21 protein-coding genes are annotated in these 26495 nt (G+C 68.7%); 9 read left to right on the top strand and 12 right to left on the bottom strand.

From position 1 onward, the window contains the following. Positions 1–141: 141 nt before the first annotated feature. From trxA to BLV94_RS27630, 4 genes are all read right to left on the bottom strand, one after another. Positions 142–465 (bottom strand): thioredoxin, encoded by a 324-nt coding sequence (gene trxA, locus BLV94_RS27615; RefSeq protein WP_005249122.1) that lies wholly within the window; start codon positions 463–465, stop codon positions 142–144. Between the two features lie 47 nt (positions 466–512). Continuing rightward, positions 513–1496: a thioredoxin-disulfide reductase gene (gene trxB / locus BLV94_RS27620; protein ID WP_072942724.1), complete on the bottom strand. Its 984-nt coding sequence runs from the start codon at positions 1494–1496 to the stop codon at positions 513–515. 111 nt (positions 1497–1607) lie between these two features. Further along, positions 1608–2795, bottom strand: a complete 1188-nt coding sequence (gene nox / locus BLV94_RS27625) for a 4,4'-dithiodibutanoate disulfide reductase (RefSeq protein ID WP_072942722.1) — start codon at positions 2793–2795, stop codon at positions 1608–1610. A 29-nt stretch (positions 2796–2824) separates the two neighbouring features. Next, positions 2825–3355: a Rossmann-fold NAD(P)-binding domain-containing protein gene (locus BLV94_RS27630; RefSeq protein WP_072942720.1), complete on the bottom strand. Its 531-nt coding sequence runs from the start codon at positions 3353–3355 to the stop codon at positions 2825–2827. Between the two features lie 89 nt (positions 3356–3444). On the opposite strand from BLV94_RS27630, the gene BLV94_RS27635 reads away from it, so the two are divergent. Next, on the top strand, positions 3445–4014 hold the full coding sequence (locus BLV94_RS27635; protein WP_072942718.1) for a TetR/AcrR family transcriptional regulator: 570 nt from the start codon (positions 3445–3447) through the stop codon (positions 4012–4014). 3 nt (positions 4015–4017) lie between these two features. On the opposite strand, the gene BLV94_RS27640 is transcribed toward BLV94_RS27635, so the two are convergent. The 5 genes from BLV94_RS27640 to BLV94_RS27660 form a co-directional block, all read right to left on the bottom strand. Continuing rightward, positions 4018–4767 carry a hypothetical protein gene (locus BLV94_RS27640; protein ID WP_072942716.1) on the bottom strand — a complete coding sequence of 250 codons (750 nt, stop codon included), beginning with the start codon at positions 4765–4767 and terminating at the stop codon, positions 4018–4020. Positions 4768–4857: 90 nt separating this feature from the next. Continuing rightward, positions 4858–5439: an RNA polymerase sigma factor SigM gene (gene sigM / locus BLV94_RS27645; protein WP_005263510.1), complete on the bottom strand. Its 582-nt coding sequence runs from the start codon at positions 5437–5439 to the stop codon at positions 4858–4860. Between the two features lie 47 nt (positions 5440–5486). Continuing rightward, positions 5487–9398: a murein biosynthesis integral membrane protein MurJ gene (murJ, locus tag BLV94_RS27650; protein WP_072942714.1), complete on the bottom strand. Its 3912-nt coding sequence runs from the start codon at positions 9396–9398 to the stop codon at positions 5487–5489. Between the two features lie 113 nt (positions 9399–9511). After that, positions 9512–11908 (bottom strand): DUF6049 family protein, encoded by a 2397-nt coding sequence (locus BLV94_RS27655; protein ID WP_072942712.1) that lies wholly within the window; start codon positions 11906–11908, stop codon positions 9512–9514. 2 nt (positions 11909–11910) lie between these two features. Continuing rightward, complete coding sequence (locus BLV94_RS27660; protein ID WP_072942710.1) at positions 11911–12486, bottom strand: NUDIX hydrolase; 576 nt, start codon at positions 12484–12486, stop codon at positions 11911–11913. 149 nt (positions 12487–12635) lie between these two features. Here BLV94_RS27660 and BLV94_RS27665 point away from each other — a divergent pair, with 149 nt between their 5' ends. The 6 genes from BLV94_RS27665 to BLV94_RS27690 all read left to right on the top strand — a co-directional run bounded on the left by BLV94_RS27665 (position 12636) and on the right by BLV94_RS27690 (position 21638). Further along, positions 12636–14087 carry a CCA tRNA nucleotidyltransferase gene (locus BLV94_RS27665; RefSeq protein WP_072942709.1) on the top strand — a complete coding sequence of 484 codons (1452 nt, stop codon included), beginning with the start codon at positions 12636–12638 and terminating at the stop codon, positions 14085–14087. A gap of 238 nt (positions 14088–14325) precedes the next feature. Continuing rightward, positions 14326–18462 carry a bifunctional nitrate reductase/sulfite reductase flavoprotein subunit alpha gene (locus BLV94_RS27670; protein WP_072942707.1) on the top strand — a complete coding sequence of 1379 codons (4137 nt, stop codon included), beginning with the start codon at positions 14326–14328 and terminating at the stop codon, positions 18460–18462. Between the two features lie 86 nt (positions 18463–18548). Further along, complete coding sequence (locus BLV94_RS27675) at positions 18549–18953, top strand: TOBE domain-containing protein (protein ID WP_072942706.1); 405 nt, start codon at positions 18549–18551, stop codon at positions 18951–18953. After that, a complete protein-coding gene (modA, locus tag BLV94_RS27680; protein ID WP_072942704.1) occupies positions 18950–19759 on the top strand; it encodes a molybdate ABC transporter substrate-binding protein in 810 nt (269 codons plus the stop codon). Before BLV94_RS27675 ends, modA begins: the two co-directional genes overlap by 4 nt. Next, positions 19756–20562, top strand: a complete 807-nt coding sequence (locus BLV94_RS27685; protein ID WP_072942702.1) for an ABC transporter permease — start codon at positions 19756–19758, stop codon at positions 20560–20562. The genes modA and BLV94_RS27685 overlap by 4 nt, the downstream gene beginning before the upstream one ends. Continuing rightward, a complete protein-coding gene (locus tag BLV94_RS27690) occupies positions 20559–21638 on the top strand; it encodes a sulfate/molybdate ABC transporter ATP-binding protein (RefSeq protein WP_072942701.1) in 1080 nt (359 codons plus the stop codon). Before BLV94_RS27685 ends, BLV94_RS27690 begins: the two co-directional genes overlap by 4 nt. Positions 21639–21659: 21 nt before the next feature. Here the strand turns inward: BLV94_RS27690 and BLV94_RS27695 are convergent, their stop codons facing one another. Continuing rightward, entirely contained in the window at positions 21660–23174 is a 1515-nt protein-coding gene (locus BLV94_RS27695; protein ID WP_072942762.1) for a DUF4185 domain-containing protein, read from the bottom strand. Between the two features lie 224 nt (positions 23175–23398). On the opposite strand from BLV94_RS27695, the gene BLV94_RS52170 reads away from it, so the two are divergent. Together BLV94_RS52170 and BLV94_RS27705 are read left to right on the top strand one after the other, a co-directional pair. After that, positions 23399–23812, top strand: coding sequence for a hypothetical protein (locus BLV94_RS52170; protein ID WP_072942699.1), 414 nt, complete (start codon positions 23399–23401; stop codon positions 23810–23812). After that, on the top strand, positions 23809–24219 hold the full coding sequence (locus BLV94_RS27705; RefSeq protein ID WP_072942698.1) for a PaaI family thioesterase: 411 nt from the start codon (positions 23809–23811) through the stop codon (positions 24217–24219). Before BLV94_RS52170 ends, BLV94_RS27705 begins: the two co-directional genes overlap by 4 nt. 8 nt (positions 24220–24227) lie before the next feature. Here BLV94_RS27705 and BLV94_RS27710 read toward each other — a convergent pair whose 3' ends face one another. After that, positions 24228–25526 carry an MFS transporter gene (locus BLV94_RS27710; RefSeq protein WP_072942696.1) on the bottom strand — a complete coding sequence of 433 codons (1299 nt, stop codon included), beginning with the start codon at positions 25524–25526 and terminating at the stop codon, positions 24228–24230. 10 nt (positions 25527–25536) lie between these two features. Next, complete coding sequence (locus BLV94_RS27715; protein ID WP_072942694.1) at positions 25537–26478, bottom strand: NAD-dependent epimerase/dehydratase family protein; 942 nt, start codon at positions 26476–26478, stop codon at positions 25537–25539. Positions 26479–26495: the final 17 nt, after the last annotated feature.

The raw sequence follows: 26495 nt of genomic DNA on the forward strand, positions 1-26495 counted from the left end.
ATCAACGAGAAATACGAATCTCGGTACAAACAAAACGATCGATGTGCCCGGTCGGTCTAGCTGATGCGACTGGAGCACATCGATCGATTGTCTCAGAGATTCCCACAAAATCGGGAATCGCGCTGGGTGTTCGGGTGTCGATCAGAGAACGTCGGCGAGCTCTTTCAGCAGCGCAGCCTTGCCCTTGGTGCCGACGATCGTGTTGATCGGCTTGCCGTCCTTGAACAGGATCAGCGTGGGGATCGACATGACCTGGAAGTCGCGGGCAGCGCCCGGGTTGGCGTCGATGTCGAGCTTCGCGATGGTCAGCTTGTCGCTGTGCTCACCGGCGATCTCCTCCAGGACGGGGGCGATCATCTTGCAGGGGCCGCACCAGGTGGCCCAGAAGTCGACGAGGACGGGCTTGTCGCTGGAAATGACGTCCTGCTGGAACGAATCATCGGTGATGGTGACGGTATTCGACACGGGGATTTCCCTTACTCGAGATGGGTAGGTGGGTGGGGGTGGCCGGCTCAGGCGTCGACCGGTGAGCCGGCGGCGGCGACGGTGTTGGCGGTGATGTCGCCGCGCTCGGCCAGCCAGCGCTCGGCATCCATCGCCGCGGAACATCCGGTACCGGCAGCGGTGATCGCCTGCTGGTAGATGTGATCGACGAGGTCGCCGGCGGCGAAGACGCCGTCCACCGAGGTGGCGGTGGACGGGTTCTCGACGATCACGTAGCCGGCCTCGTCGAGGTCGACCTGACCCTTGACCAGTTCGCTGCGCGGATCGTGACCGATGGCGACGAACATGCCGGTGACGTCCAGCGTGGACGTGTCACCGGTGACGGTGTCGCGGATCACGAGGCCGGTGACGCTGTTCTCCCCCAGCACCTCGACGGGCGCCGCGTTGGTCACGAACCGGATCTTCGCGTTCGCCTTGGCGCGCTCGAGCATGATGCGGGACGCGCGGAACTCCTCACGGCGGTGCACCACGGTGACGCTGCGGGCGAAGCGGGTGAGGAAGGTGGCCTCCTCCATGGCGGAGTCGCCGCCGCCGACCACGACGATGTCCTGATCCTTGAAGAAGAATCCGTCGCACGTGGCACAGGCGCTGACGCCGCGGCCGAGCAACTTCTCTTCCCCGGGAATCCCCAGGTAGCGGGCTGCGGCACCCATCGCCAGCACGACCGCGTGAGCCTGGTAGGTCTCGCCGTTCACGACGACCTTCTTGATCGGGCCGGTGAGGTCGAGTTCCTCGACGTCCTCGGTGCGGATGTCGGTACCGAAGCGCTTGGCCTGCTCGCGCATCTGGTCCATCAGGTCGGGTCCCATGATTCCCTCGCGGAATCCGGGGAAGTTCTCGACGTCGGTGGTGGTCATGAGGGCGCCACCGAACTGGGTCCCCTCGAACAGCAGCGGCTCGAGTTCCGCGCGCGCCGCGTAGACGGCAGCGGTGTATCCGGCAGGTCCCGAACCAACGATGATGAGTTCATGAACCGTCGATGGAGTGGTCATGCGGGCCTTCCAGTAGTGAGGGGTGCTCAGTCGTATGGATCAACACAAGACTAAAGGGTGTTGTTCCCGGACTGCAGGTGATACCGGTCGCTCCCCCGGCAGGCCACGTGATCAGCGCAGAGTCTCCCGGATGACGCAGCGCGTCCCCGTGTAGATCGTGGGCATGCACTTGTTGCAGTGGATGCACAGTCCCTCGGCGACGTGCCGGTCGCGGAACTTGTTCACGAGGTCCGGGTCGCGGAGCAGTGCGCGGGCCATCGCGACGAACTCGAATCCTTCGCCGAGCGCGTTCTCGATGGTGTCGAGCCGGTTGATTCCGCCGAGGAGGATGAGCGGCATCGACAGGGCGTCGCGGAACTGCCGGGCCATCGGCAGGAAGAAGGCCTCCTCGAATGGGTAGGTCGGAAAGATGCGCGGCCCGTACACCTTCAGTCCCCAGCCCACCAGCTTCGGCTGTGAGGCAACGAATTCCGCCATCGGGACTTCGCCACGGAAGAAGTACATCCCGTTGAGCAGCGAGCTGCCGCCGGTGAGCTGCATCGCGTCGAGGTGCCCGTCGGCCTCGAGGAGCTGGGCGATGCGGAGACTGTCGTCGAGCCACAGCCCTTTCGGAACACCGTCCGTCATGTTGAATTTGGCGGTGACGGCCACCGAGTCGCCGACGGCGTGGCGCACCCGCTCGAGCACCCGGCGCGGGAACGCCGCCCGTCGCTCCAGGCTGCCCCCGTACTCGTCCGTGCGCCGGTTGAGATTGGGGCTCATGAACGAGCTGAGCAGATAGTTGTGGCCGAGGTGGACCTCGATCGCGTCGAATCCGGCGTCGACGGCGTTGCGTGCCGTGTTCTCGAAGTCGTGGGTGACCTCGTCGAGTTCTTCCCGGGTGGCACCTCGCACGAGACCCATCGCCGGCGGGCTGAGCCGAGTGGACGGCGCGAGCGTCCTGGTGCGGTTGGACAGCGTGTTCGCGACCAGACCGGCATGACCGATCTGGGCCGCGGCCAATCCCCCCTCGGCGTGGACGGCGTCGGTGAGCCGGCGCAGGTCGGGGACGCGGGCGCGGTCGAGCACCAGGGTGTTCGCGTGGACGCGTCCGCCGGGTGAGACGGCGCAGTACGCGACGGTCGTCAGTGCGGCGCCGCCGCGGGCGACCTCGGCGTGGAAGTCGACGAGCCGGTCGGTGACGCGGCCGCGTGGCATGACGCCCTCGAACGTGGCCGCCTTCACGATGCGGTTGCGCAGCGTCAGGGGGCCCAGGCGGGCCGGCTCCCAGATATCGGGCTGGGGTGGTGGAACGGTCATGGTGGTCTGCCTTCTTGGGTGCTGGGTGCTCAGGCGAAGGTCGCGGCCAGCGCCGCGCGGGCCGGTCGCCAGGTGAGCCCGAGTTCGTCGCGGGTTCTCGAGTCGTCGGTGGGGGTGGCCGAGGTGAGGAGCCAGGCCGCCTCGTAACCGAGCCCGGGGCTGAGGTGTGTGAGTCTGCCGATCACGTCGGCGATCCGCCCGATCATGCGAAAGGCGCTGCCCGACAGTGGGATGCGCCGGATGCGACGACCCGAGGAGTGTTCGAGGACGTCGTTGAGCTGATTGAACTCGACGAGTTCACCGCCGCAGACGTACCGGCGTGGACCACGGCCGGGGTGCATCGCGGCGGCATGGACGGCGGCCACGTCCCGCACGTCGATCATCTGCATGCCGCCGACCACCGGTTCGATCCGCGCGGCCTCACCGGCGGCCGCCGCGAGCAGGGCGTCGGGAGTTTCGGTGGGGAGGACCAGCAGCCGAACCGTGTGCCCGTCGGCGAGCAACGCCAGCGCGGTGTGGGCGCCGACGTAGCCGGTGCCGCCGGTGACCGCGATCTTCATGTATCCGCCTCGTTCGAATTACGGTGCCACTGGGCTCGTAATAGGTACGATATAGCGCGGACGGCACTTCTGTCCCACAATTCGAACCAATGAATGCAACCGGAACCGGCCGCCCCCGCGACCCGCGGATCGACACCGACGTCCTCGCGGTCACCCGCGCGATGCTCGTGGAGTCGGGCTGGGAACAACTGAGCATGCGAGCCATCGCGACGCGGTCCGGGGTGAGCAGGGCGTCCATCACCAGGCGGTGGCCGTCGAAGGCACACCTGGTTCTCGACGCCATCCTCGGCGCGACACCCGACCTGTCGCCGTTCGAGGGCACCGATCGCGAAGGCTGGATCCGCTGGGTGGTGACCGGCAGCGCCGAACTGTTCTCACGACCCGAGGTGCGGGCGGCCACGCCGGGACTGCTGGCCGCGATACGGGACCACGACGATCTCCGGACCGCGCTCTGGCGGGGATTCAGCGGGCCGAGTACTCAACTGTTCGGAAGCGCGGATTCCGGGGAGTCGAGCACCGCGACCGCCGTGCTGGTGCTCGCCGCCGGCGCGGCCCTGTTCACGAGCCTGATCGCCGTGGAGGACGACACTCCCGCATTGCGGGCGAAGATCCTCGAGTTGCTCATGCCGGTCGCCCATTCGGAACCCGAAACGAACTGAGGGTCAACCGATGTCGGTGACGGCGATCGTTGCCGGGTCGCCTGCGCCGCACTCGCGGCCCACCACCAGGGCGGTGATCTGCGGCGGGCGCGGCGCGGCCACCAGGAGCAATACCCCGGGCACGCCGTCGAGGCGGACCTCACCGGAACCGAGAAGCGCACGGGCCGGATCGATACCGTTGGCGCGCAGGCATTCTGCCAGCTGATCAGGATCCTCGAGCGGTCCGAGCTGCCGCGAACCGATCACGGTGAGGAGGCGTCCGGAATCGAGATCGGAGCCCAGGTCGAGAACCTCCGGTGCCTGCGAGGTCTCGGAACTGGGCAGGGCAACGGGCGGCGGCTCGGATTCCCGGCCGTCCGGTACGACGACCGCAACGGCCACCACGACCGCTGCTGCCGCCGCGAACGTTCCCGCGGCCGCGGCAGCCCACTTCCGGCGCCGGGCGATCGGCACGACGGTGGCCTCGGCGGGGGTGTCGCGTTCCGCGGCGAGCGCGCGGTTGATGCGGTCGGCGATGTCGGCGGGAATCGGGGTCGAGACGGAGTGATCGCGGCCGAGCGCACCGAGCTGATCGGTGACCCGGTCGAGGGCGTCGATGACGGCCATCGCCTGCGGGTCGCTGCGGACGAGCGGCCACAGACGATCGCCGACCGACTCCGGCAGCACCCCGGCATGCAGATCCGCGAGTAGGTCCTCGGAATAGGGAGGTTCGGGCAGTGCGGCATCGGACGGCTCGGATTCACGGTCGGCCATGGCACCTCCTCACCGAATCATCGTGGTCCGGGACATGGTCCGGGACGTCAGGACACTTCCCCGCTCCTATTAGGTTTTGACGCTGCGGAGTCATGATCGGTTCCCCTCCACCCGAAAATATTCGAGAGAAGCGGCCAGCTTCTTCCGGCCGCGGGCGCAGCGGCTCTTCACGGTGCCCTCCGGAACCCCGAGGAGAGCCGCGGCCTCGCTGGTCGACCGGCCCTCGAGGTCCACGGCCACGATCGCGGTCCGCTGATCCGGCGGGAGCTGCGCCAACGCGCGCTCGACCACCAGGCTGAGCTCCACCTCGGAGACGTAATCGCGGGTGTCGCGCGGTTCGTCGTCCTCGTCGGCGGACAGGGACACCGCCGGGCGGGCCTTGTTCCGGCGGATGCGGTCGAGGCAGGCGTTGACGACGATCGTGTGCAGCCAGCTCCGGACCGCGGCGTCCCGGCGGAACGAGCCCGCGTTGCGATGGGCCGACAGCAGCGCCTCCTGCAGGGCGTCCGCCGCGTCCTCGGTGGTGTAGCTGGTGCGTTTGGCGACGTGCCACAGGTGGTCGTAGTGCCGTCCGAGCAGGGTTTCGAAGGCGTGCCGATCGCCGGCGACGTGCGCAGCCAACAGGTCGACGTCCGAGGGCTCACCCTCGGAATCCCCCCGGAAGATTCGCACCGGCGGATGTTAGCTCAGTTCGCCGGCCCGCGAGCACCGGGTGCCGACTACGTGGAGGCGTTGAAACCGATGTCGGCGATGGACGATTGGTTCGTGCCGCGGGAATTGCTCAGGCCGGTGATCCACACCAGGACGTTCTTGGTGGGTCCCTCCGACTTGACCGGGATCTCGGTGACGCCGTTGCCGAGGACCTTCGAACCGAGCACCTGCGTCTGGTCGAGCGTCGGATTCTCGGACGGGGCGCTGCGGATCTCGACGTTGGTGCCCGGGGTCGGCGAGTTGATCCACACACTCGACAGGGTCGCCGGCTCGTCCAGCGTGACCATCAGGCCCACACCGTTCTTCAGCGAAGGGAACGGCTGAAAGTACGAGTCGGTGCTCCACACGGTGGACGTGTTGCCGTCGATGGCCAGCCGGGCGTTGGCGGCGGAGTCGGGTGTGCCCTGCGGCGAGAACACCGTCGCGCCCGAGGGGGTGATCGGAGCGACGTTCGCCGCCGGGGCGGGCGCGGCGGCGGGCGACTCCGGGTTCGGTGGGGCCTCGGCCGAGGTGGTGAGTCCGAAGTCCTGTTCGGTGAGCGGCGCGTCGGAACTGCTGCCCGTGAGGAACGTGGCGAGCCAGAATCCCAGCAGCGCCAGCACGATGATCGTGACGACCGCCAGGCCGACGAGCGCGGCGATCATCCGGTTGGACTTCTTCTTCTCTGCCTCCAGCGCTTCCGGGTCGGCGAGAGCGTGACCGGACGGGCTGGGGCCCCGCTGCCCGAGCCGCAGCACGGGGATGAACTCGGTCTTGTCGTTGACGACGGCCGCCTGATCGAGGATGTGCTGCACGGTGGCCGCCGTGCGGATTCCACCGTTCGGCTCGAGCGAGCGCAGGGCCACCGCGGAGATCTCGAACGGGACCTCCGGCCGGATCACCCGCGGACCGATGGGCTGCCCGCTGGAGTCGCGGTCGGCCAGTCGCATGCCGCCGACGCTGCCCGGGCGGTTCGAACCCGACGGCTCACCCGCGGGAGCGGACGGGTCGCCGAGCGGCCAGCGGGCGGTGATGAGCGCGTAGAGCATCGCGCCCAGCCCGCGCACGTCGGAACTCGAGTCGGAGTCGGCGAGCGTGGCCGGGAACGCCAGCACGGCATCGCCGTTGATGCTGATCCGGACGCGGTCGGGATGGTCGATGGACAGTGCCCCGCCGGCCCGGTGCGCGGTCTCGGCGGCCGCGGCGAGCGTGCGGATGGCGCTGGCGGCGCCGATCGGAGACGGCTTGGTGTCGGCCATCTCCCGCAGCGACCGGCCCGGAGTCCACTCGGCGACGACGATGCCGCCGGAGCTTCCCCGGACCACGTCGAGGACACGGGCGAGACCGGGCGAATTGATCCGGCCCAGTCGCAGGGTGCGCGACAGAATTGCTTGCGGGCCTTCGGGACCGGCCGAGGTGGAGCGCTGCTCGGAGTCGACGAAGGTCAGCGCCACCTCGCGGTCGAGCTTGACGTCCAGTGCCTGCCAGAACTGCAGTCCCCGCGAACCGCCGTGCGGGGTCAGCAGGCGATATCGACCACCGGCGACGGAGGCGCCGGGAATGAGCTTGGGGCCACGGGGAGTACGACGCGGGCCCGCTCCGGGGTCACGACCGGGCGCGGGTGTGATCGGGATCACGCCGGTGTCGTAGCTGAGATCCCGTGCGGGTGCGGAGCCCATGTGACGTGTGTCTCGACGTTCGTCGGCGGGCGACTCGCCGGAGTCTTCGCTGGGAGTCTTCGGCGCCGCCTTCTTCTCGGCGTTCGCCCCGGTCTCGTTGCTCTGCGCAGGTTTCGGAGTGCCGGCAGAGGCCGCGGACGCGTCGGCGGCCTTCTTTTGCGAGGTGTCCGCGTCTTTCTTCTGCGGTGCGTCGGCGCCGGCCTTCTTGTCGGACTTCGCGGAGTCGGTGGAGGCCGACTCGGACGAGATCCGGGTCGTCGGGGCGTCGACGCCGTTGGGTGCGGCGGCCGAATCGCGTTCGGACGCTTGCACCGTAGAACCTCCGGCTCTCTTGCTGCCGGCCACGTCGTCGTCGCTCACCCTCACTCCTTCATTTTCGAATGCCCAACTCCGACCAGTACCGGGCGGCGATCCGACCCGCTCGTGTCCAGGGTACGGGAGTCCACCGGGTCGTTCGATACCACGCGGCTGTCCTCCGGTGTCGCGCGGTGTGGCGCGGACCACGGGAATCAGTTCTGTTTCGGCGTCTGAGAGCGGGTCGACCTCCGGTTCCGGTGCGGCGCCGCGACCGCGCAGGGCGCGGACCTTGCGGGTGACGGCGACGGTGATGGACACGATTTCGGGGATCTTCGCGAACCAGAGGATCGCGAACGTGACGACGAGCATCAGCATGCCGCTGATGGCGACGCGGACCATGGAACCCGGTCCGCCGAACAGTTCGGTGAGCCGGTCGAGTTGCAGCAGCCGGTCGGCGCCGAGCATGGCGAGGGCGCCCGCGAGGGATGCGAGGACCACCACCCACACGGTCTTGCCGACGTTCGCCATCTGGAGATTGCCGAGACTGCGGTGCAGCAGGTACCCGCCGACGAGGGCACCGGTGATGTAGCCGAGGCCGTTGGCCACGCCGAGCAGGATCACCACCTGGTCGTCGCTCGAGGCGATCATCGGGGTGAGCGCGGACAGCGCGATCTTCACCGCGGTGATGCCGAGGACGATCCACGTGGGAGTCCACGCCTGTTCGCGGGCGTAGAACACGCGGAGCTGGATCAGCACGAGCGAGTACGGGATGAGCGTGAACGCGGACCAGCTGACGGCCTCGCCGAGACGTTCGGCGTCACCGGACCCGAAGTTGCCGTACCCGTACAGCGCCTGACCGATCTCCGGTCCGGCGAACGTGAGGAACGTGATGATCGGGATCAGGGAGATCATCGTCAGCCGGGTGGCGACGGACAGGTCGTCGACCACGGCGGGGGTGTCGTCGGCGGCGGCGTTGCGGCTGAGCCGCGGCATGATCGCCGTCAGCACCGTCACGCCGAGCACGCCGTACGGCAGCTGCAGCAGTAGCCACGCGTTGTTGTAGATCGCGGGACCCGACGCGTCCGCGTGGGACGAGATGCGGGTGGCGACGATCATGCCCGCCTGGCTGATCAGCACATACAGGATGATGGCGACGGCCATGCCGCCGAACTGCTTGAGCCGGTCGTCGAGGCCCCACAGCGGTTTCAGCGAGATGCCCTCGCGCCGGATCGCCGGCACCAGACTCATCGCCTGCACCACGACACCGAGCGTGACGCCGACGCCGAGGACCAGCAGTTTCGGGTCGCTCATCCGGACCGGGTCGAGGGTGATCTCCCCCGGCGTGGCGTAGTAGATCACCAGCACGGTGAGCATCACGACGTTGTTCAGCACCGGGGCCCAGGCACCGGGTTTGAACACCTGCCGGGTGTTGAGAATCGCCGTGAGCAGCGCCGACAGTCCGTAGAACAGGATCGCGGGCAGCAGCAGATAGGACAGGGCTGTGGTGAGGGACGTGTTCACCTTGCCGTCGGCCGAGAGGAAGACGTGGGTGGTGAGCACGGGCGCCGCGGCGGTCGCCAGCAGCGCCGCCGTTCCGAGCAGCACACAGGTGGCGGTGAACAGGCGGCGCACGAACGCGGCACCCTGGTCCGGGTCCTCCCGTTCGGCGCGCACCAGGACGGGCACCACGATGGCGGTGAGCACCGCGCCCAGCACCAGCTCGGAGATCATGTTCGGGATCTGGCTGGCGACGGTGAACGAGCTGGCCACCGACCCGCCCAGCAGCGTCAGGACGAGAAGCTGCTTGGCGAATCCGGTGATGCGGCTGACGAGCGTCGCCACCGCGATCGACCCGGTCGACGCCAGCAGGCGGGAGTTGCTCTGTTTCTGCGGCGCCGTCGACGGCCCCGAGTCTTGGACCGGAGGCGGCGGCGGAGGGTCGACCCGGATGGCCGCGAACTGCACCGTCGGCGCCTCGTCCGGCCGGATCTCCCGAGCCCAGTGGTCCCGCTCCCACGGCGCGACCCGGGGATGAGAGCGATCGGGAAGCCTCTGGCCCCTACTGGGCAAGTTCCCGGTCATGAACGTTCGTACCCTTCGTCAGCTGGATCCGGCTGGCCGCGGAATCGATGCCACAGCCGGCGGCCGGCGAGGAACAGCAGCAGAGCACCCGCGCATGCTGTCAGTATCGCCAACGCCTGCCCGTACGCGTTGGACCGTACCGTCACGCTGGTCGGCTCTCCCAGTTGCTGTCCATCGGCGGTGGTCAGAGAGAAGTTGACGACGAGCTTGCGGGAGTCGTTGGCCTCGGTGGGAACGGTGAGGGTGCGACTGCCCCGCGGAGGCAGCGTGGTGGGGCCGATGTCCGTGATGGTCATCCCGGAAGGCGCGTCCACCTGCAGACGGACGGTGATCCCGACCGGGAGGTCGTTTCTGGCGACCAGCAGCAGCGGGCTCTGTTCCGACGCCAGCGTGTAGACACCGCCCGGCGACACGACGGTGACGGCCCCGAACATGTCGTCCATGGTTTCGGCCACCTCGTCGGCGCGCGTGTCGGACGCTTCTTCCGCGGACCGGCGTTCGTCGTCGCGGCGATGCGCGAGGCTCATCGACCGCACCAGGTCCTCGCGGAGCGGCGCGGTGAACCGCTCCGGGGTGAGCGGGGCCTGCGGGTCGTCGACCAGCGCCGCGTTCAGTGCCTCGATCCGGGGCATCTGGGTGGCGGCGGCGTCGCGGATGTGGGCGGGGACGCTGTCCTCGGCGGCCTGATCCGGGTAGTCCAGGCTCGCGACCTCGGGTGATCCGGGCTGACGTCCGAGCAACGCGGGCAACGGCCGGGGCGTCGCGAGCCCCGAGCGCATCAGCGACGACACCGTCGACAGCAGCGTCTTCGCGTCGTCGGCGCCTGCCGTCCACAGCTGCGGCGGCACCACCATCAGCGATCGGGGGACACCGGCGGCCCGTGCGGCCTCGGGTTCGAGGGCCGACCACGACACCGCACCGAGCGCGTCCTGCAGCCGGGCGGTCTGGGAATCGTCCGAGAGGTCGTACCGGGCGCGCTGGGGTGTGTAGGACGGAGTCTGCGGAGTCGTTCCCATCGCGGCGAGCGCCGTGCCGACGGACGGATCGAACAGCAGCGCGTCGACGCTCCCCGTGGCCGCGGGCGTCTCGGTGGCCGCCGGGGTGGTGGTCTCCCCGTTCGCCGGGACGGGGGCTGCGGGCGGCGGTGTCGCCTCGATGACGTGGGCGCTGTCCCGGGGCGTGGTCGTGTCGACGGAGTTCGCGGCCACGAGCGCGGTGGTCGCGTCGTCTCCGCGGAGCATCTGCGCGGTCGCGTCGTCGAGCACGCCGGCGTCGCTCCACACGAAATTGCGCAGCGACGTGACACCCAGCACATTGTCGACGATGTCGGCGGGGGCGTCGACGGCGGTCGCGGTGAGGTCGGCGTTCCCGACCTCGGTGATCGCGGACAGGTCGGCCTGCGCGAACGGCACCGACGTGGTGCACATCGTCGCGGCCAGCGTCCGGGCACGCTCGAGCCACGCCGACGCGGCATCCTTGCCCGCACCCTCGTGCGCGGAACCGGTGGGATCGGACGGGTCGTCCACCACCAGATAGCCGCGCGTCATGTTCTCGACGGTGATCAGCAGGTCCGGGTCCACCGCCAGGCACAGACTGTCCCGCAGCGTGTGGTCGCGGTCGACGCTCTCCCGGGTGGCGAACTCCGCCGCCCCCAGCAGTTCGTCGAGCCGGCCGCCGTCGTCCAGTGAGGTCGCGAGGTCGTCGTCGACGAGACGCACCGGTTCGGTGACGGAGCCGGCGACACCCGCCGCGAGCCGGGGGCGGTCGGCGAGGGGCCACATCATGGTGACGGCGACGGGACTGGAGATGTCCGGGGGCACCGCCGGACTGCCCGGGACACCGAACACGGGCAGCAGGAAGCGGGCGTCGTCGAGGCGCGCGGCCCCGCCGTACTCGGGGGTGCCGTTCACGTTCACCATCAGCGGGTACACGCCGGGTTCGGTGATGTCGAGAGAGAGGTCGGTGTCGGAACGCAGCGGCAGCGACAGCGCGAACTGCTTGCTCTGGCCCTCGTCGAGGCGGCCCGCGACCGTGTCGAACATGCCGACCGTGTCGTAGCGGGACTGATCGAGGGTGAGGGACGTGCGGAGACCCTCGCTGCTCGCGACGGCCGGAGCGCGTTGCAGTCGCACACTGACGTCGCGGACCGTGCGGTCGCCGATGTTCTTCACCGAGCCCGTGACGGTGACGATCGGGTCGCTGGTGGTGGTCACCGTGGACGGCGTGACGTTGTCGATGTGCAGTTCGAGGAACTCGGGGTCCTCGTCGACGAGCTGGGTCCCGGCGCTCTCCGGCGGCACGGGTTCCTGGGCCGACGCCACCACGGTGCTGGTGGGAGCCAGAACGACCGCGAGTGCGGTCAACGTCACGGCACCGACCCGACGCAAAGCCATCCTCATCCGGCGTCTGGCCCCTTCTGGAGCTTCAGGTCGGAAGTGGGCGGAGTGGTAGTCATCTTGGAGATCAAGTCACCGGCGATTTCTGCGAGTTTCCGTTCGTCTGCGTAGGCCAGGCGTGATCCCAGCTCGGCGAGCGGCACCCACGCTACCTCGGTGACTTCCACGTCTTCGTCCGACAGTTCCCCGCCGAGGCATCTCAGCAGATAGTGATGGACGGTCTTGTGGACCCGGCGGCCTTCGGTGACGAACCAGTAGTCGATGCTGCCGAGTGACGCCAGGACGGTGCCCTGGATGCCGGTCTCTTCCTGGACCTCACGCATCGCGGTCTGTTCGGCGGTCTCGCCCTGCTCGATATGCCCCTTGGGTAGCGACCACAGCAGCCGCCCGCGACGGTCGGTGCGCCCGATCAGCGCGGCGCACAGATTCTCCCGCGGTCCGCCGAGTCCGTTGACGACGAGCCCGCCCGCCGACGTTTCCCGCACCGTCCTCATGTGGGGTTTCGCGGGTTTGCCGACGGCGCCGCGCCGCCGCGAGTTGCGGCGACTCCTGTTCGCACGTTCGGCAGCAGACACCCCATCGATAGTAGTTGGCTTTGCCGTTTCCACCGGAACGCCGCACCCGAACCGAGACGCTTCGTGACACACCTGTGGTGAACCGAACTGCGAGGTGACAGCGTGTATGCGTATCCCGCTATTTGCGCACCTCGGTAAGCTTCCTGGACGTGACTGCCCCTTCTCTCGACGACGAGCGCCGTACGCGACTGCTTGCCGGCGCCGCGGTGACGCTGCGCGAGCTGTCCGAAGTCCTGACGCCGCTCGGTGAGAAGTTCGCTTCCGCCGGTCACGAGTTGTACCTGGTGGGGGGCAGCGTCCGGGACGCGATCCTGGGTCGCCTCGGCACCGACCTCGACTTCACCACCGACGCCCGCCCGGAGCAGGTGCAGAAACTGCTGTCCGGCTGGGTCGACAACCAGTGGGACACGGGTATCGAGTTCGGGACGATCAGCGCCGCCAAGGCGGGTCAGCAGATCGAGATCACGACGTACCGGGCCGATGCCTACGACCGGGTGTCGCGCAATCCCGTCGTCCAGTTCGGGACGAAACTCGAGGACGATCTGGTGCGGCGCGATTTCACGGTCAACGCGATGGCCGTCCGGATCGGTGCGGACGGCTCGCAGGACTTCGTCGACCCCCTGAACGGCATGGACGCGCTGCTGGCCGGGGTGCTGGACACGCCGTCGGCGCCGGAGAACTCGTTCAACGACGACCCGCTGCGCATGCTGCGGGCCGCCCGGTTCGTGTCCCAGCTGGGATTCACCCTGCAGGAGCGCGTGCATCGGGCCATCGTCGACATGGCCTCGCAGATCGAGCGGATCACCGCCGAACGCGTGCGTGCCGAACTGGACAAGCTGATCCTCGGCGAGTTCCCCATCGACGGCATGAACGTGATGTGCGAGACCGGTCTGGCCGATTTCGTGCTGCCCGAGGTGCCGCAGATGAAGCTCGAGATAGACGAGCACCACCAGCACAAGGACGTGTACTGGCACTCGCTGACGGTGCTGAAGCAGGCCGTCGACCTCGAGGACGGCGACCCCGACCTGGTGCTGCGCTGGGCGGCGCTGCTGCACGACATCGGCAAACCGGACACGAAGCGCAACGAGCCGGGTGGCGGCGTGAGTTTCCACCACCACGAGGTGGTCGGCGCGAAGATGGTCCGTAAGCGGATGCGGGCCCTGAAGTACTCGAAGCAGATGGTCGACGACGTCTCGCAGCTCGTGTTCCTGCACCTGCGGTTCCACGGCTACGGCAAGGGGCAGTGGACCGATTCCGCGGTGCGCCGGTACGTGACGGACGCCGGTCCGCTGCTGCCGCGCCTCCACAAGCTGGTCCGCGCCGATTGCACCACCCGCAACAAGCGGCGGGCGGCTGCGCTGCAGGCGACGTACGACGACATCGAGGAGCGGATCGCCCGGATCGCCGAGCAGGAAGACCTCGCCCGGGTGCGCCCCGACCTCGACGGCAACGCGATCATGGAACTGCTCGGCATTCCCGCGGGGCCGGAGGTCGGGAAGGCCTGGAAGTACCTCAAGGAGCTCCGGCTCGACCGCGGTCCTCTCAGCCGGGACGAGGCCGAGGCCGAACTCCTGTCGTGGTGGGCCGCGCAGCAGGCCTGACCGATCCGCCGGTTCCTCCCCTGCTCAGCCACCCTGCACACCCGAATCGAGTGACGTCGGTCACATGAACTGGCCGTTGCCGTGGTGCCGACATCACCACCGCGCCCGCGGCCGGGTGCGAGAGACGTCATCGAACGCTCACCGGGGTTAATCCCGACGAAACACGCCGGTCGGCACCATTGATACAGGTCGTGAGCCAGGTGGACACGCGGCGACCGTGCAGGTGAGGAGCGAGTCGATGCAGCAGCAGAAAGCCGGGACTTCCACAGTGAAGACCGCCTGCTCGTACTGCGGTGTCGGCTGCGGCATGGTGCTCGAGGTCGGGATCGATCCCGAGACGAATGCCCGCCGGGTGCTCAAGGCGTCCGGCGACAAGGACCATCCCACCAACTTCGGGCGGCTCTGCACCAAGGGCGCGACGAGCGCGGAGATGCTCGTGGCCGGTGGCCGCATGGAAACCGGGTACGTGCGGGACGAGCGCGGGGAGGCGCCCACCGCGGTGGACGTCGGCGCCGCCATCAGCGAGACCGCCCGCCGGCTGAAGGAACAACTCGACGAGCACGGTCCCGACGCCCTGTCCTTCTATGTCTCCGGCCAGATGTCCATCGAGGCCCAGTACCTGATCACCAAACTGGCGAAGGGCTTCGTCGGGACCAACCAGATCGAGTCGAACTCGCGTCTGTGCATGGCCAGCGCCGGCACCGGCTACAAGCAGTCCCTCGGCGCCGACGGCCCGCCCGGCTCGTATCAGGACTTCGACAAGGCCGACGTGTTCTTCGTGATCGGCGCGAACATGGCGGACTGTCACCCCATCCTGTTCCTGCGGATGATGGACCGGATCAAGGCCGGCGCCAAGCTGATCGTCGTCGACCCGCGCCGCAACGCGACGGCCGACAAGGCCGGCCTGTTCATGCAGATCGCGCCGGGCACCGACCTCGCACTGCTCAACGGCCTGCTGCACCTGCTCGTGCAGAACGGGCACACCGATCCGGCGTTCATCGCCGAGTTCACCGAGGGCTGGGAGGTGATGCCCGAGTTCCTCGAGGAGTACACCCCCGAGAAGGTCGCGGAGATCACCGGCATCCCCGAGGCCGACATCCGGCAGGCCGCCCAGTGGATCGGTGAGGCCGAGAACTGGATGAGCTGCTGGACGATGGGCCTCAACCAGAGCACCCACGGCACCTGGAACACCAACGCGATCTGCAACCTGCACCTGGCCACCGGGGCCATCTGCCGTCCGGGCAGCGGCCCGTTCTCCCTCACCGGTCAGCCGAACGCCATGGGCGGCCGCGAGATGGGATACATGGGTCCCGGTCTGCCCGGCCAGCGGTCCGTGCTCGCCGCCGACGACCGGGCGTTCATCGAGGATCTGTGGGAGCTGCCCGAAGGCAGCATCCGCACCGAGGTCGGCACCGGCACCGTCGACATGTTCGAGCGCATGGTGGCGGGCGACATCAAGGCGTGCTGGATCATCTGCACCAATCCCGTTGCCACCGTGGCCAACCGGCGGACCGTGATCGAGGGCCTCGAGGCCGCCGATCTCGTGATCACCCAGGACGTCTTCCTCGACACGGAGACCAACGGGTACGCCGACATCCTGCTGCCCGGCGCGCTGTGGGCGGAGTCGGATTCGGTGATGATCAACTCCGAGCGCAACCTCACCCTGCTCCAGCAGGCCGTCGACCCGGTCGGCCAGGCGCTGCCCGACTGGCAGATCATCGCCCGCGTCGCCTGCGAGATGGGATATGCGGACGCGTTCACCTACGAATCCTCGGAGGACGTGTTCGAGGAGATCAAGCGCACCTGGAATCCCAAGACCGGCTACGACCTTCGCGGCGTCAGCTACGGCCGGCTGCGGGAGACGCCGGTGCAGTGGCCGAGCCCGCCCGGCAACCGTACCGATCGCAACCCGATCCGCTACGTCAACGACGGCGTCAGCCAGAACCTGCTGTCCGCTCCCGACGGTTCACTCCCCCGCCTCGCGTTCGCCACCGCGAGCGGCAAGGCCGCCTTCTTCCCGCGCCCGCACATGCTGCCCGCGGAGATGCCCGACGACGACTACCCCCTGGTCCTCAACACCGGGCGCCTGCAGCACCAGTGGCACACCATGACGAAGACCGGCAAGGTCGCCAAGCTCAACAAGTTGAACTCCGGCCCGTTCGTCGAGATCAACCCGGCCGATGCGCAGAAGCTGTCGATTTCCGAAGGTGACAAAGTGGAGGTCGCGTCCCGGCGCGGTCGCGCGGTGCTTCCCGCCGTCGTCAGCGACCGCGTGCTGCCAGGAGGCTGTTTCGCCCCGTTCCACTGGAACGACTCGTTCGGTGAATACCTCAGCATCAACGCCGTCACCAACGACGCCGTCGACCCCACGTCCTTCCAGCCGGAGTTCAAGGTGTGTGCCGTCTCCCTGACCCGGGTGGCCCCGGTGTCCGAGCCCGAGGTTCCCGAATCGGGTGGGGCTCTCACCCTCGCGAGCGGCTCGCCCGCCGCGGAGATGAGCCGCATTCTCGGACTGGATGATTCGGCATCCCCCAGCTTCGACGAACACGAGCGCACGTACCTCGCCGGACTTCTGGCGGGTCTGCAGTCCACCGAACTGCAGGGCGTTCCGGTTCTTCCGCGCACCGCGCCGATCTCCGGGTCGAAGAGGGTGTGGCTGGACGGTCTGATGGCGGGGCTGTTCTCCCGCTCCGCCGTACCGGACGGCTCCGCGGCGCCGGACACGAGTCCCGCGACCGCTGAATCGGTCCAGCACCCCGTGGTCGTGGTGTGGGCGTCGCAGACCGGCAACGCGGAGGAGTTTGCCGCCGAATGCGCCCGCCAGCTCGAGGAAGCCGGCCACGGCACGCACCTGACCAGCATGGACGACTACGACGTCGCGGGCCTTGCCGACGTCCGCGATCTCCTGATCATCACCAGCACGTTCGGGGACGGCGACGCCCCCGACAACGGCAGCAGCTTCTGGTCCGCGCTCAGCAGCGACGAGGCACCGAGGCTGGCGCAGACCCGCTACGCCGTACTGGCTTTCGGAGACTCGAACTACGACGACTTCTGCGGGCACGGCAAGCGGATCGACGCCCGGTTGGAGCAACTCGAGGCGAAGCGGCTGACCGAGCGCGTCGACTGCGAACCCGACTACGAGGACCAGGCGCACCAGTGGCTGACCCAGGTGCAGAACCTGGTCCGTGAGCGCGCGGCCGGCGGTGCTGCCCAGGCCGCCCCAGCGCCTGCCAGGCCCGCGGCGAAGAAGGCGGCGACGTTCACCCGGAAGTCTCCCCTCGTCACCCGGTTGACGAGGAACATCCCGCTCAGCGCGGCCGGTTCGTCGAAGGACGTGCGGCAGTTCGGCTTCGAGGTGAACGATCCGGAATTCTCCTACGAGGCGGGCGACGCGCTCGGTGTGTGGCCCACCAACAGCGATGGCGTCGTCGACGAGTGGTTGAAGGTCACCCGGTCGATCCCGGACACACCCGTCACGCTGCCGGACCTGCCGGAGATGACACTGCGGGAGGCGCTGCGCACGAAGCTCGAGATCACCAAGGTGACGCCCGAACTGCTGCGGTTCGTGCAGAGTCGCACGCAGGACACCGAGTTGGCGCGACTGCTGCGCCCGCACAACAAGATCGCGCTCCAGCAGTGGTTGTGGGGACGGCAGTCGATGGACGTGCTGGCGCAGTACGAAGTCGACGCCGACGCGGAGGAGTGGCTGGGCGTCCTCAAGCGCCTCCAGCCGCGGCTGTACTCGATCTCGTCGAGCCCCAAGGTGGACCCGGGTGAGGTGCAGCTGACCGTCTCCGCGGTGCGCTACAACCACGAGGGCAAGAACCGCTCCGGGGTGTGCTCGACGTTCCTCGCCGATCACTGCGACGACGTCGACGTGCCGATCTTCGTGCAGAAGTCGGCGCACTTCCGTCCCCCGTCGGCCGCCGATGCGCCGATGATCATGGTCGGTCCCGGCACCGGGATCGCACCGTTCCGCGGATTTCTGCACGAACGCAGGGAATTGGGTCACACGGGCAAGAACTGGATGTTCTTCGGTGAGCAGCACGAGGCTACCGACTTCTACTACCGCGAGGAGATGGAAGCTATGCACCGCGACGGATTTCTCACCCACCTCGATGCGGCGTTCTCCCGGGACCAGCGGCAGAAGATCTACGTGCAGGACCGCATCCGCGAACACGGCGCCAAACTGTGGGGCTGGATGCAGGAGGGTGCCTCCCTCTATGTGTGCGGCGACGCCAGCCGGATGGCCAAGGACGTCGACGAGACGGTTCGTGAAGTCGTCCGCACCCACGGTCGCCTCGACGAGGAGGACACCGAGCTGTACATGAAGCAGCTGTCCAGCGACAAGCGCTACGTGCGGGACGTGTACTGATCCGCATCTTCGGCGGTTTCTACTTGTTCGGTCCGTATATGCCGACATAGTATGGCGGTCATGACGCATGCGCGGACGACCTCCGGATGACGGGTATCCGGATACGACAGGCCGCGGAACTCCTCGGCGTCAGCGACGACACGGTCCGGCGGTGGATCGACAACGGCAGCCTCGCGGCGGACAAGGACGAGTCGGGCCGCAAGGTGATCGACGGTCCCGCCCTCGCCGAGTTCGCGCGCGCCAACGCGTCGAAGTCGCCCGACCTGCTCGGATCGGAATCCTCGGCACGTAACCGATTCACCGGCATCGTCACCGCGGTCGTGATGGACAAGGTGATGGCCCAGGTCGAGATGCAGTGCGGGCCTTTCCGTGTCGTTTCCCTGATGAGCAGTGAAGCCGTTCGCGACCTCGGGCTCGAGCCCGGCAAGGTCGCGGTAGCCGTCGTCAAGTCGACCACGGTGATCGTCGAAACTCCTGGAGGAATTTCATGAAAATGTCCTGGCGCCGGGTCACGACGGGGGCTGCTGCGGCCGCGCTCGGTCTGGGCCTTCTCACCGGTTGCGGTTCGAACGACGACAGCGGTGCCTCGGGTTCGGCCGAGTCGACGTCCGCGGCCGCATCGGGCGGCGACATCACGGTGTTCGCCGCGGCGTCGCTGAAGGGCACGTTCACCGAACTCGGCGAGATGTTCGAGACCGCGAACCCCGGATCCCACGTGGAGTTCAGCTTCGCGGGTTCGTCCGACCTCGCCGCGCAACTCGACCAGGGCGCTAGCGCCGACGTGTTCGCGTCCGCCGACACGAACAACATGAAGAAGGTCGTCGACGCCGGACTCGTCGCGGGAACCCCCGTCAACTTCGCGACCAACACGCTGACCATCGTGACGGCACCCGGAAACCCCAAGGGCATCACGTCGTTCGCGGATCTGAACCGTGAGGGAACGCTCGTCGTCACGTGTGCCCCGCAGGTTCCGTGCGGTTCCGCGACACAGAAGGTCGAGACGGCTTCGGGTGTCGACCTCACCCCCGTCAGCGAGGAGTCGTCGGTCACCGACGTGCTGAACAAGGTGACGGCCGGTCAGGCGGACGCCGGACTCGTGTACGTCACCGACGCGGCAGGTGCGGGCGACAAGGTGACCGCCGTGCCCTTCCCGGAGGCGGCGCAGGCCGTGAACACCTATCCGATTGCCGCGCTGTCCGCTTCGAAGCAGCCGGAGGCGGCGCAGGGCTTCCTCGACCTCGTCACCGGACCCGAGGGCCAGGCGGTGCTGGCGAAGGCCGGATTCGCTCAGCCGTGATCCGAGCGCCGCGCGTGAAGGTTCCGTCCGGGCTTCCGGGCTGGATCTTCGTGCCCGCAGCGGTGGGCGGCCTGTTCGTCGTCCTGCCGTTGTTTGCGATGCTGGCGAGTGTCGACTGGACGCGCTTCTTCGAACTGGTCACGTCGGAATCCTCACTCGCGGCGTTGGAACTGAGTCTGCGCACCGCCGCCGCAAGTACTGCCCTGTGCATCCTGCTGGGCGTCCCGATGGCGGCGGTGTTGTCCCGCAGCAGCTTTCGCGGACTCAACGTGCTGCGTTCGCTGGTGCTGCTGCCCCTGGTACTCCCACCGGTGGTCGGGGGCATCGCCCTGCTCTACACGTTCGGCCGGAAGGGTCTGATCGGGCAGCACCTCGAGGTCGCGGGCATCCACATCGCGTTCACCACCACGGCCGTGGTGCTCGCACAGACCTTCGTCGCGCTGCCGTTCCTGGTGGTGAGCCTCGAAGGGTCGCTGCGGACCGCGGGCAGGCGGTACGAGCACGCCGCCGCCACGCTCGGTGCGAGTCCCACCACCGTCTTCCGGCGGGTGACGCTCCCCCTGGTGCTGCCCGGACTCGTGTCCGGTTCGGTGCTGGCGTTCGCGCGGGCGCTCGGCGAGTTCGGGGCGACGCTGACGTTCGCGGGCAGTCTGCAGGGCGTCACACGGACCCTGCCGCTCGAGATCTACCTGCAGCGCGAGACGGACGCGGATGCGGCCGTGGCATTGTCGCTGGTGCTGGTGATCGTCGCGGTCGTCATCGTGGTGGGTTCGCGGGGCTGGGCGTCGAGGGCGGCGCTGTGACCGGCCTGAGCGTCGAGGCCAGGGTCGCGGCGCGCGGCGTCGAGGTGGGATTCGACCTCGCCGACGGTGAGGTGCTGGCGGTCCTCGGACCGAACGGCGCAGGCAAGTCGACGGTGCTGTCGGTGGTCGCGGGCCTGGTCCGGCCGGACGCCGGACGTGTCGAACTGAACGGTCGCGTGCTCACCGACACCGAGCGTGGCATCGCGGTGCCGCCGCACCGGCGCGGTATCGCGCTGCTCGCGCAGCAGGCACTGCTGTTTCCGCATCTGACGGTGGCCGCGAATGTGGCGTTCGCGCCGCGTAGTTCGGGCCGCGGACGCCGGGAGTCGCGGGCGGTCGCGGAGAAGTGGCTGGACGCAGTCGATGCGGCGCAGTTCGCCGATCGCCGTCCGCACGAGTTGTCCGGGGGGCAGGCGCAGCGGGTTGCGGTCGCCAGGGCACTCGCCGCGGAACCGCAGGCGCTGCTGCTCGACGAACCCATGTCCGCCCTCGACGTCGCTGCGGCCCCCGCCCTGCGGGTGCTGCTCAGGCGGGTGCTGCGGGAGGGCGACCGGACCGCGGTCGTCGTCACCCACGACGTTCTCGACGCGCTGGCACTGGCCGACCGGGTGATCGTCGTCGAGGGCGGACAGGTCGTCGAATCCGGTTCGGTGCGCGACGTGCTGACGCGCCCGCGCAGTGCGTTCGCCGCGCGGATCGCCGGACTCAACCTCGTCCCCGTGTTCGCGGCGCAGGACGGGTTCGAGACGGAGACCGGTGTTCGGATGCAGGGTCTGCTCGACGCCGACTTCGTCGGGGGCGCGCCGGCCGTCGCGGTGTTCGCACCGCATTCGGTGGCCGTGCACAGGCGGTCTCCGGAAGGCAGTCCACGCAACGTCTTCCAGGTGACCATCTCGGAGATCGAGGTGCGCGGGCCGACGGTCCGGGTGCGCGCCGCCGAAGCCGGAGGCCGGCTGGAGCTGAGCGCCGACGTGACCGCGGCGTCCGTCGCGGAACTCGATCTGGTGCCGGGCCTGGACGTGTACTTCGTGGTCAAGGCCACCGAAGTTGCGCTTCACACCGTGCGTACTTGTTAACGTCGGGCGGTTAAGAAGTACTCACGGGTGCAGGGACGCATGCATCAGGTAGACGTTGTAGCTGTCCCACTCCGAGATCGTGAAATACAGATCCTCGCCCGTCGACCACGGGTGGATGAAGCCGCCGTACGCCTTCGGATAGTCGGCCGTGTCGACGAGCGTCGCCGCGTCCGACCATGCACCCTGCGGGCTCGACGACTGCCGGAGGATGATCGAACCGCCGACGGGTTCGAGGTAGCTCATCTGCCACGTGTCCGCGGCCGCGTCGTAGCGCACCGACAACTCGCTGGCCACCCCACCGACGATGGGGGTCGCGAGGCGCTGGGACACGGGTGTCCACGTGCCGTCCGACCAGTACTGGTACGACGTGGTGTTGAGTACCTGGTCGACGGGTACCCGGGCCAGGCCGATGGTGCCGATCCGCCCGTTGGGGGTGCCGAACATGTACACGTAGTCGCCGTGCGGCACCATCGCGGACACCTGGAACCGGGCACCGAAGATGTTGTCCCACTTGGCGTGCTGGTCCTTGATCCAGGTCTGCCCGTTGTCGTCGGAGTAGGCGATGCCGCCGTAGTTCGTGTACCACATGCCGGGGACCATGCTCCAGCGCTTCACCGACATGTAGCTGAGGTACTGACGGTCACCGATCGCGAACCCCGACGTGGGGATGGTGGTCGTCTCGAAGTTGTTGATGTGCCTGCTGTCGATGATCTCGGCGGCGTGGCACCGGCTGTCCTGGACCATGCTGTCGATGGTCATGCCGTCGGACAGGTCGGTGTCGGTGCTGTGGCCGAGAACGTTGCTCCGCCAGTCCTCGCCGAAGGCGCCGGGCGGGGTCCAGTCCTTGCCGAACGTGTCACCGAACGCGACCGCCACCTCGCCGGGCCTCGTCTCCCACGTGATGCCGAGGTCGGTGCCGTCCACCTGCCAGCGCTTGTCCGTCCGGTTCTCCGAACCCTGTCCGGTCAGCTGCGACACCAGCCGGACGTCGCCGACGGCCGGCTTCGCCATCGCGGCGGTGAGGGAACCACGTACGGCCGGGTTGATCTCGACCGGCGGCGCCGGCTGCGGTTCGGGTCCCGGACCGCCGGGAACGGGAATGGGAATGGTCTCGGGCCGCGGATCGATCGAGATCTTCGGGATGGTCAGCGCACTCGAGCCCGACGACCCCGATGACCCTGCCGAACCCGAAGAACCCGGGCCGGTTTCCGGTTCGTCGACGTCGTCGGTGAGGTCGGGGCACGGGTCCGCGCACGGATCGGCGGGTAGGTCCTGGGCGACGCGGGTCTGGTCGACGCGCGGTCCGGGAACGGGGACGGGCACGAAGTCGGGGTACGGGATCGGGATGCTCACGGTCGGCGGGATCGGGGGCAGCAGTGGCCCGCCCGGGCTCGGCGGCTCCTTCGCCGGGTTGAATCCGGTCTCGCCGCAGGCGTTCACCGGGAGCCACGGCAGGGTCTCGGCCGACGCGGGTGCGGCGGTGAAACCGATCGTCGCGGCGACGGCGGCGGCCACGCACAGGGGCACTCCGGGCACAGACCAGGACTTGTCGACCACGGGACCCCTCCACATCGGTGGTCGGAGTGATGGTGGACCGACCTGCACGCGCGGGGTCGAAGATAACACCGGGGGACGGCATCCGCGGCGCACGCGCCCGGCCCGCCCGGTTGCGGTCCGGTCACAGTGCGGTTTCACCGTCGCAGCGGAATTCGCGGATATTCGGTGGAACCGGATGCGGTCCCGCTGCGTCCAACCTTCATATGGATCCTCTCGAGTACTCGTTCGGAACCGGTGCCGACGCCCCGGTGGCGTGGACGTCGCCCGCCGACCTCGACCTCGGACCGTCGGGCGGCGTCGACGCGGTGCGCCTGGACTTCGACGGCGACGGACTTCTCGACGACGCGATGTGGGATTCGGACGGCGACGGGGTGGCCGATCGTTCGGTGCTCGACTACGACGCCGAGGACGAGTCCCGCTACTTCACCGATCCTTCCGGCGACGGGACGTGGAACGCCGAGATTCCGCGCGAGCCACCGGTGATCGCGGCGGTGCACACGTGGCGCCCCGATCCGGTGGTCGGCACGGCCGGGACCATTGACGCCGGCGCCCAAGCCGGGCAAGGTGGGTTGGGATTTCAAACTTACCGAGGGTTCGACGAGGAGAACACACGATGACCGATCTGACCCGCGAGGCGGCGAGCGCCTTCGTCGTCGCAGCCGGACTGGAACTCGACGAAGTGTCGGGAACGAAGGTGGTCGGCCACATCGACCTGTCCGCCGACCATCACACACCGTGGGGAGTAGTGCACGGCGGCGTCTACACGACGGCGGTCGAATCGGCCGCGAGCATCGGCGCGAGCACGGCCGTCGCCGATCGCGGTCAGTTCGCGGTGGGCGTGCACAACGGCACCGACTTCCTCCGGGCCCGCACCGAGGGGCGGGTCGACGTGGTCGCGGTGCCCATCCAGCAGGGCCGCGTGCAGCAGTTGTGGTCGGTGGTGATCACGGCGTCCGACACCGGCAAGGAGGTGGCTCGCGGTCAGGTCCGCCTGCAGAACGTGCCGATGCCGGGGTCGGAATAGCCCGGTTCTCAGGCAGGTTCGCGCCGGGTGTTGAACAGCACGCCGACCAGTCCGAGGCCGTAGAACGCCCCACCCGCCAGCACCAGTGCGAGTGATCGGCCGTCGGGGGCGATCACGAGGGACGCCGCGGCGATCGACCCGATGAACGCGACGTTGAACACGGTGTCCTGAAGCGCGAACACCTGTCCCCTGCGGTCGTCCTCGATCTCGATCTGCATCGCCGCGTCGCCGCTGAGTTTGATGGACTGCCCGGCGAATCCAAGCAGCAGCGCGCCGCACAGCAGCGACGCCTGCGTGAGGGTCGCGACGAACGTGCACTGCACGACGAGCGCGAGGATCAGGCCGCCGACGATGGTGCGGGACCGTCCGATGCGCGGAATGAGGAACGGTGTCGAGATCGCTGCCAGCAGCATGCCCGTGGCGGTGGCGCCGAGCGCGACACCGAAACCGGCGAGGCCGCCTGGCAGGGCGCTGACGGTGGCGGTGTCGCGCAACACCAGAACCATGATCAACGTGTTGACGCCGAACACGATCCGGTGCGTGCCGATCCCGATCATGGCGGTCGTGACGCCCGGCGAATGCCACACGGCGAGCGCCCCGTTGCGCAGTCCGGCGGCGACGGCGCGGACCGCCCCGTATTCGGGTTTCTCGTCGGCGTGCGGACCGAGAAGTCGATGGTGGAAGCGCGACGCTGCGAACGCGGCCACCGCGGAACCGCAGGCGGCGGCCGCCACGGCGATTCCGGAGCCGCGGTCACCGGCGCCCACGAACGAGATGATGGCGACGGACGTCGCGGCCCCCAGCGCGGCGACGACGGAACCGGTGGTGGCGAGCACCGAATTGGTGGCCACGAGCCAGGAACGGTGCACCACGCGCGGCAGCGCCGCCGAGACTCCCGCGAGAACGAACCGGCTCACACCGATGGCGGAGAGGGCGAGCACGAGGAGCGCGGATTCGCTGGTCCCGGTCTCCAGCAGCGCGGCGGTCACCAGAATCAGCAGTCCGCGCAGCACATTCGCCCACAGCAGCACGCTGCGGCGGTCCCAGCGGTCCAGGAGTGCGCCCGCGTACGGTCCGATCACCGAGTACGGCAGCAGCAGCACCGCGAAGCCGGCGGCGATCGCGACGGGATCCGTCTCCCGCTCGGGGTTGAACAGAATCGCGCCACCGAGTGCGGCCTGGAACATGCCGTCGCCGAGTTGGCTGGCGAATCGCACGGTGGCGAGACGGGCCAGTCCGGGCGACCGCCGGAGCGTGTACGCCGTTCTGCGCCACGCCTCGCGCCGGTCCCCGAGCTGTTTCGCCATTCACAGGACCCTATCCGGCGGCCGCGACCGACCTGTCCTGCCACCACCGGACGGTCTCCTCGGCAGCTCGGCCGAGTGGCGTCGGGGCCAGTCCGAGGCGGGCCTCGCTCTCGGACGAGTCCATCACGAACGGCTCCTCGAACTGATACAGCATCTCCGCGAGTTCGCGGGTCCCCTGGTGGACGAGCCCGCCGCCGCGGATCACCCAGCCGGGCAGGGTGCCCACCTTCGGGGCGGGAACCCCGGCGGCCTTCGCGTAGGCCTCGACCATCTGCCGCTGGGTGACGGCCGGCGCGGTCGGTGCGTGCAGCACCGAGTTCCACAGCGCCGGGTCGTGGGCCGCGGCGATCATCGCGGCCGCGAAGTCGTGGATGTACGTGAACGAGTGGGGCAGGTCGGCGGAACCGAGGACGCGCATCGTCTTGCCCGCGAGGACGACGGGCACCATGCGCTCGCCGGCGTGCGCGTTCAGCACCCGCGGTCCGAAGAAGTCGGACGCGACGACGCTGACGGTGGGCGTCGAGGACTCGGCGCGGGCCTTCAGCAACCGGGTCCGGATGCCGCGCTTACCGGAGTCGGCCGACCGCGGCGTGTGTTCGGTCATCGGCTGCCGAGACGCGTCGTAGGAGTAGAGGCTCTCGGGGAAGACGACGACCGCGCCGACGCGTCCGGCGGCCTCGAGGACCGTCTGCTCGGCGGCGGGGAGTTCGCGCTCCCAGGCGTCGGCGTTGTAGGCGGCGTGGATGCAGTGGTAGACGGCGGTCGCTCCGTCGAATGCCTCCTGCAGCGCGGCGGCGTCGGAGACGTCGACCTTCCGCCGCTCGATCAGGGGATGGTCCGGGCCGCTGCCCGAGCGGGTGAGGACCCGCACCCGTCGGCCCTGTTCGGCGAGCTGCCGGGCGACGGTCCAGCCGACGGGTCCTGCTCCGGTGACGATCTCGAGGTTCGACATTCCTGCTCCCGCTGAGT

The organism is Rhodococcus koreensis (genome assembly GCF_900105905.1).
Lineage (GTDB): Bacteria > Actinomycetota > Actinomycetes > Mycobacteriales > Mycobacteriaceae > Rhodococcus_F > Rhodococcus_F koreensis.

Bases quoted from the DNA above. Each gene is read 5' to 3' on its own strand.
- trxB (WP_072942724.1), bottom strand. From the start codon at position 1,496: ATGACCACTCCATCGACGGTTCATGAACTCATCATCGTTGGTTCGGGA.
- nox (WP_072942722.1), bottom strand. From the start codon at position 2,795: ATGACCGTTCCACCACCCCAGCCCGATATCTGGGAGCCGGCCCGCCTG.
- BLV94_RS27630 (WP_072942720.1), bottom strand. From the start codon at position 3,355: ATGAAGATCGCGGTCACCGGCGGCACCGGCTACGTCGGCGCCCACACC.
- BLV94_RS27635 (WP_072942718.1), top strand. From the start codon at position 3,445: ATGAATGCAACCGGAACCGGCCGCCCCCGCGACCCGCGGATCGACACC.
- BLV94_RS27640 (WP_072942716.1), bottom strand. From the start codon at position 4,767: ATGGCCGACCGTGAATCCGAGCCGTCCGATGCCGCACTGCCCGAACCT.
- BLV94_RS27655 (WP_072942712.1), bottom strand. From the start codon at position 11,908: ATGGCTTTGCGTCGGGTCGGTGCCGTGACGTTGACCGCACTCGCGGTC.
- BLV94_RS27670 (WP_072942707.1), top strand. From the start codon at position 14,326: ATGCAGCAGCAGAAAGCCGGGACTTCCACAGTGAAGACCGCCTGCTCG.
- BLV94_RS27675 (WP_072942706.1), top strand. From the start codon at position 18,549: ATGACGGGTATCCGGATACGACAGGCCGCGGAACTCCTCGGCGTCAGC.
- modA (WP_072942704.1), top strand. From the start codon at position 18,950: ATGAAAATGTCCTGGCGCCGGGTCACGACGGGGGCTGCTGCGGCCGCG.
- BLV94_RS52170 (WP_072942699.1), top strand. From the start codon at position 23,399: ATGGATCCTCTCGAGTACTCGTTCGGAACCGGTGCCGACGCCCCGGTG.
- BLV94_RS27705 (WP_072942698.1), top strand. From the start codon at position 23,809: ATGACCGATCTGACCCGCGAGGCGGCGAGCGCCTTCGTCGTCGCAGCC.
- BLV94_RS27710 (WP_072942696.1), bottom strand. From the start codon at position 25,526: ATGGCGAAACAGCTCGGGGACCGGCGCGAGGCGTGGCGCAGAACGGCG.
- BLV94_RS27715 (WP_072942694.1), bottom strand. From the start codon at position 26,478: ATGTCGAACCTCGAGATCGTCACCGGAGCAGGACCCGTCGGCTGGACC.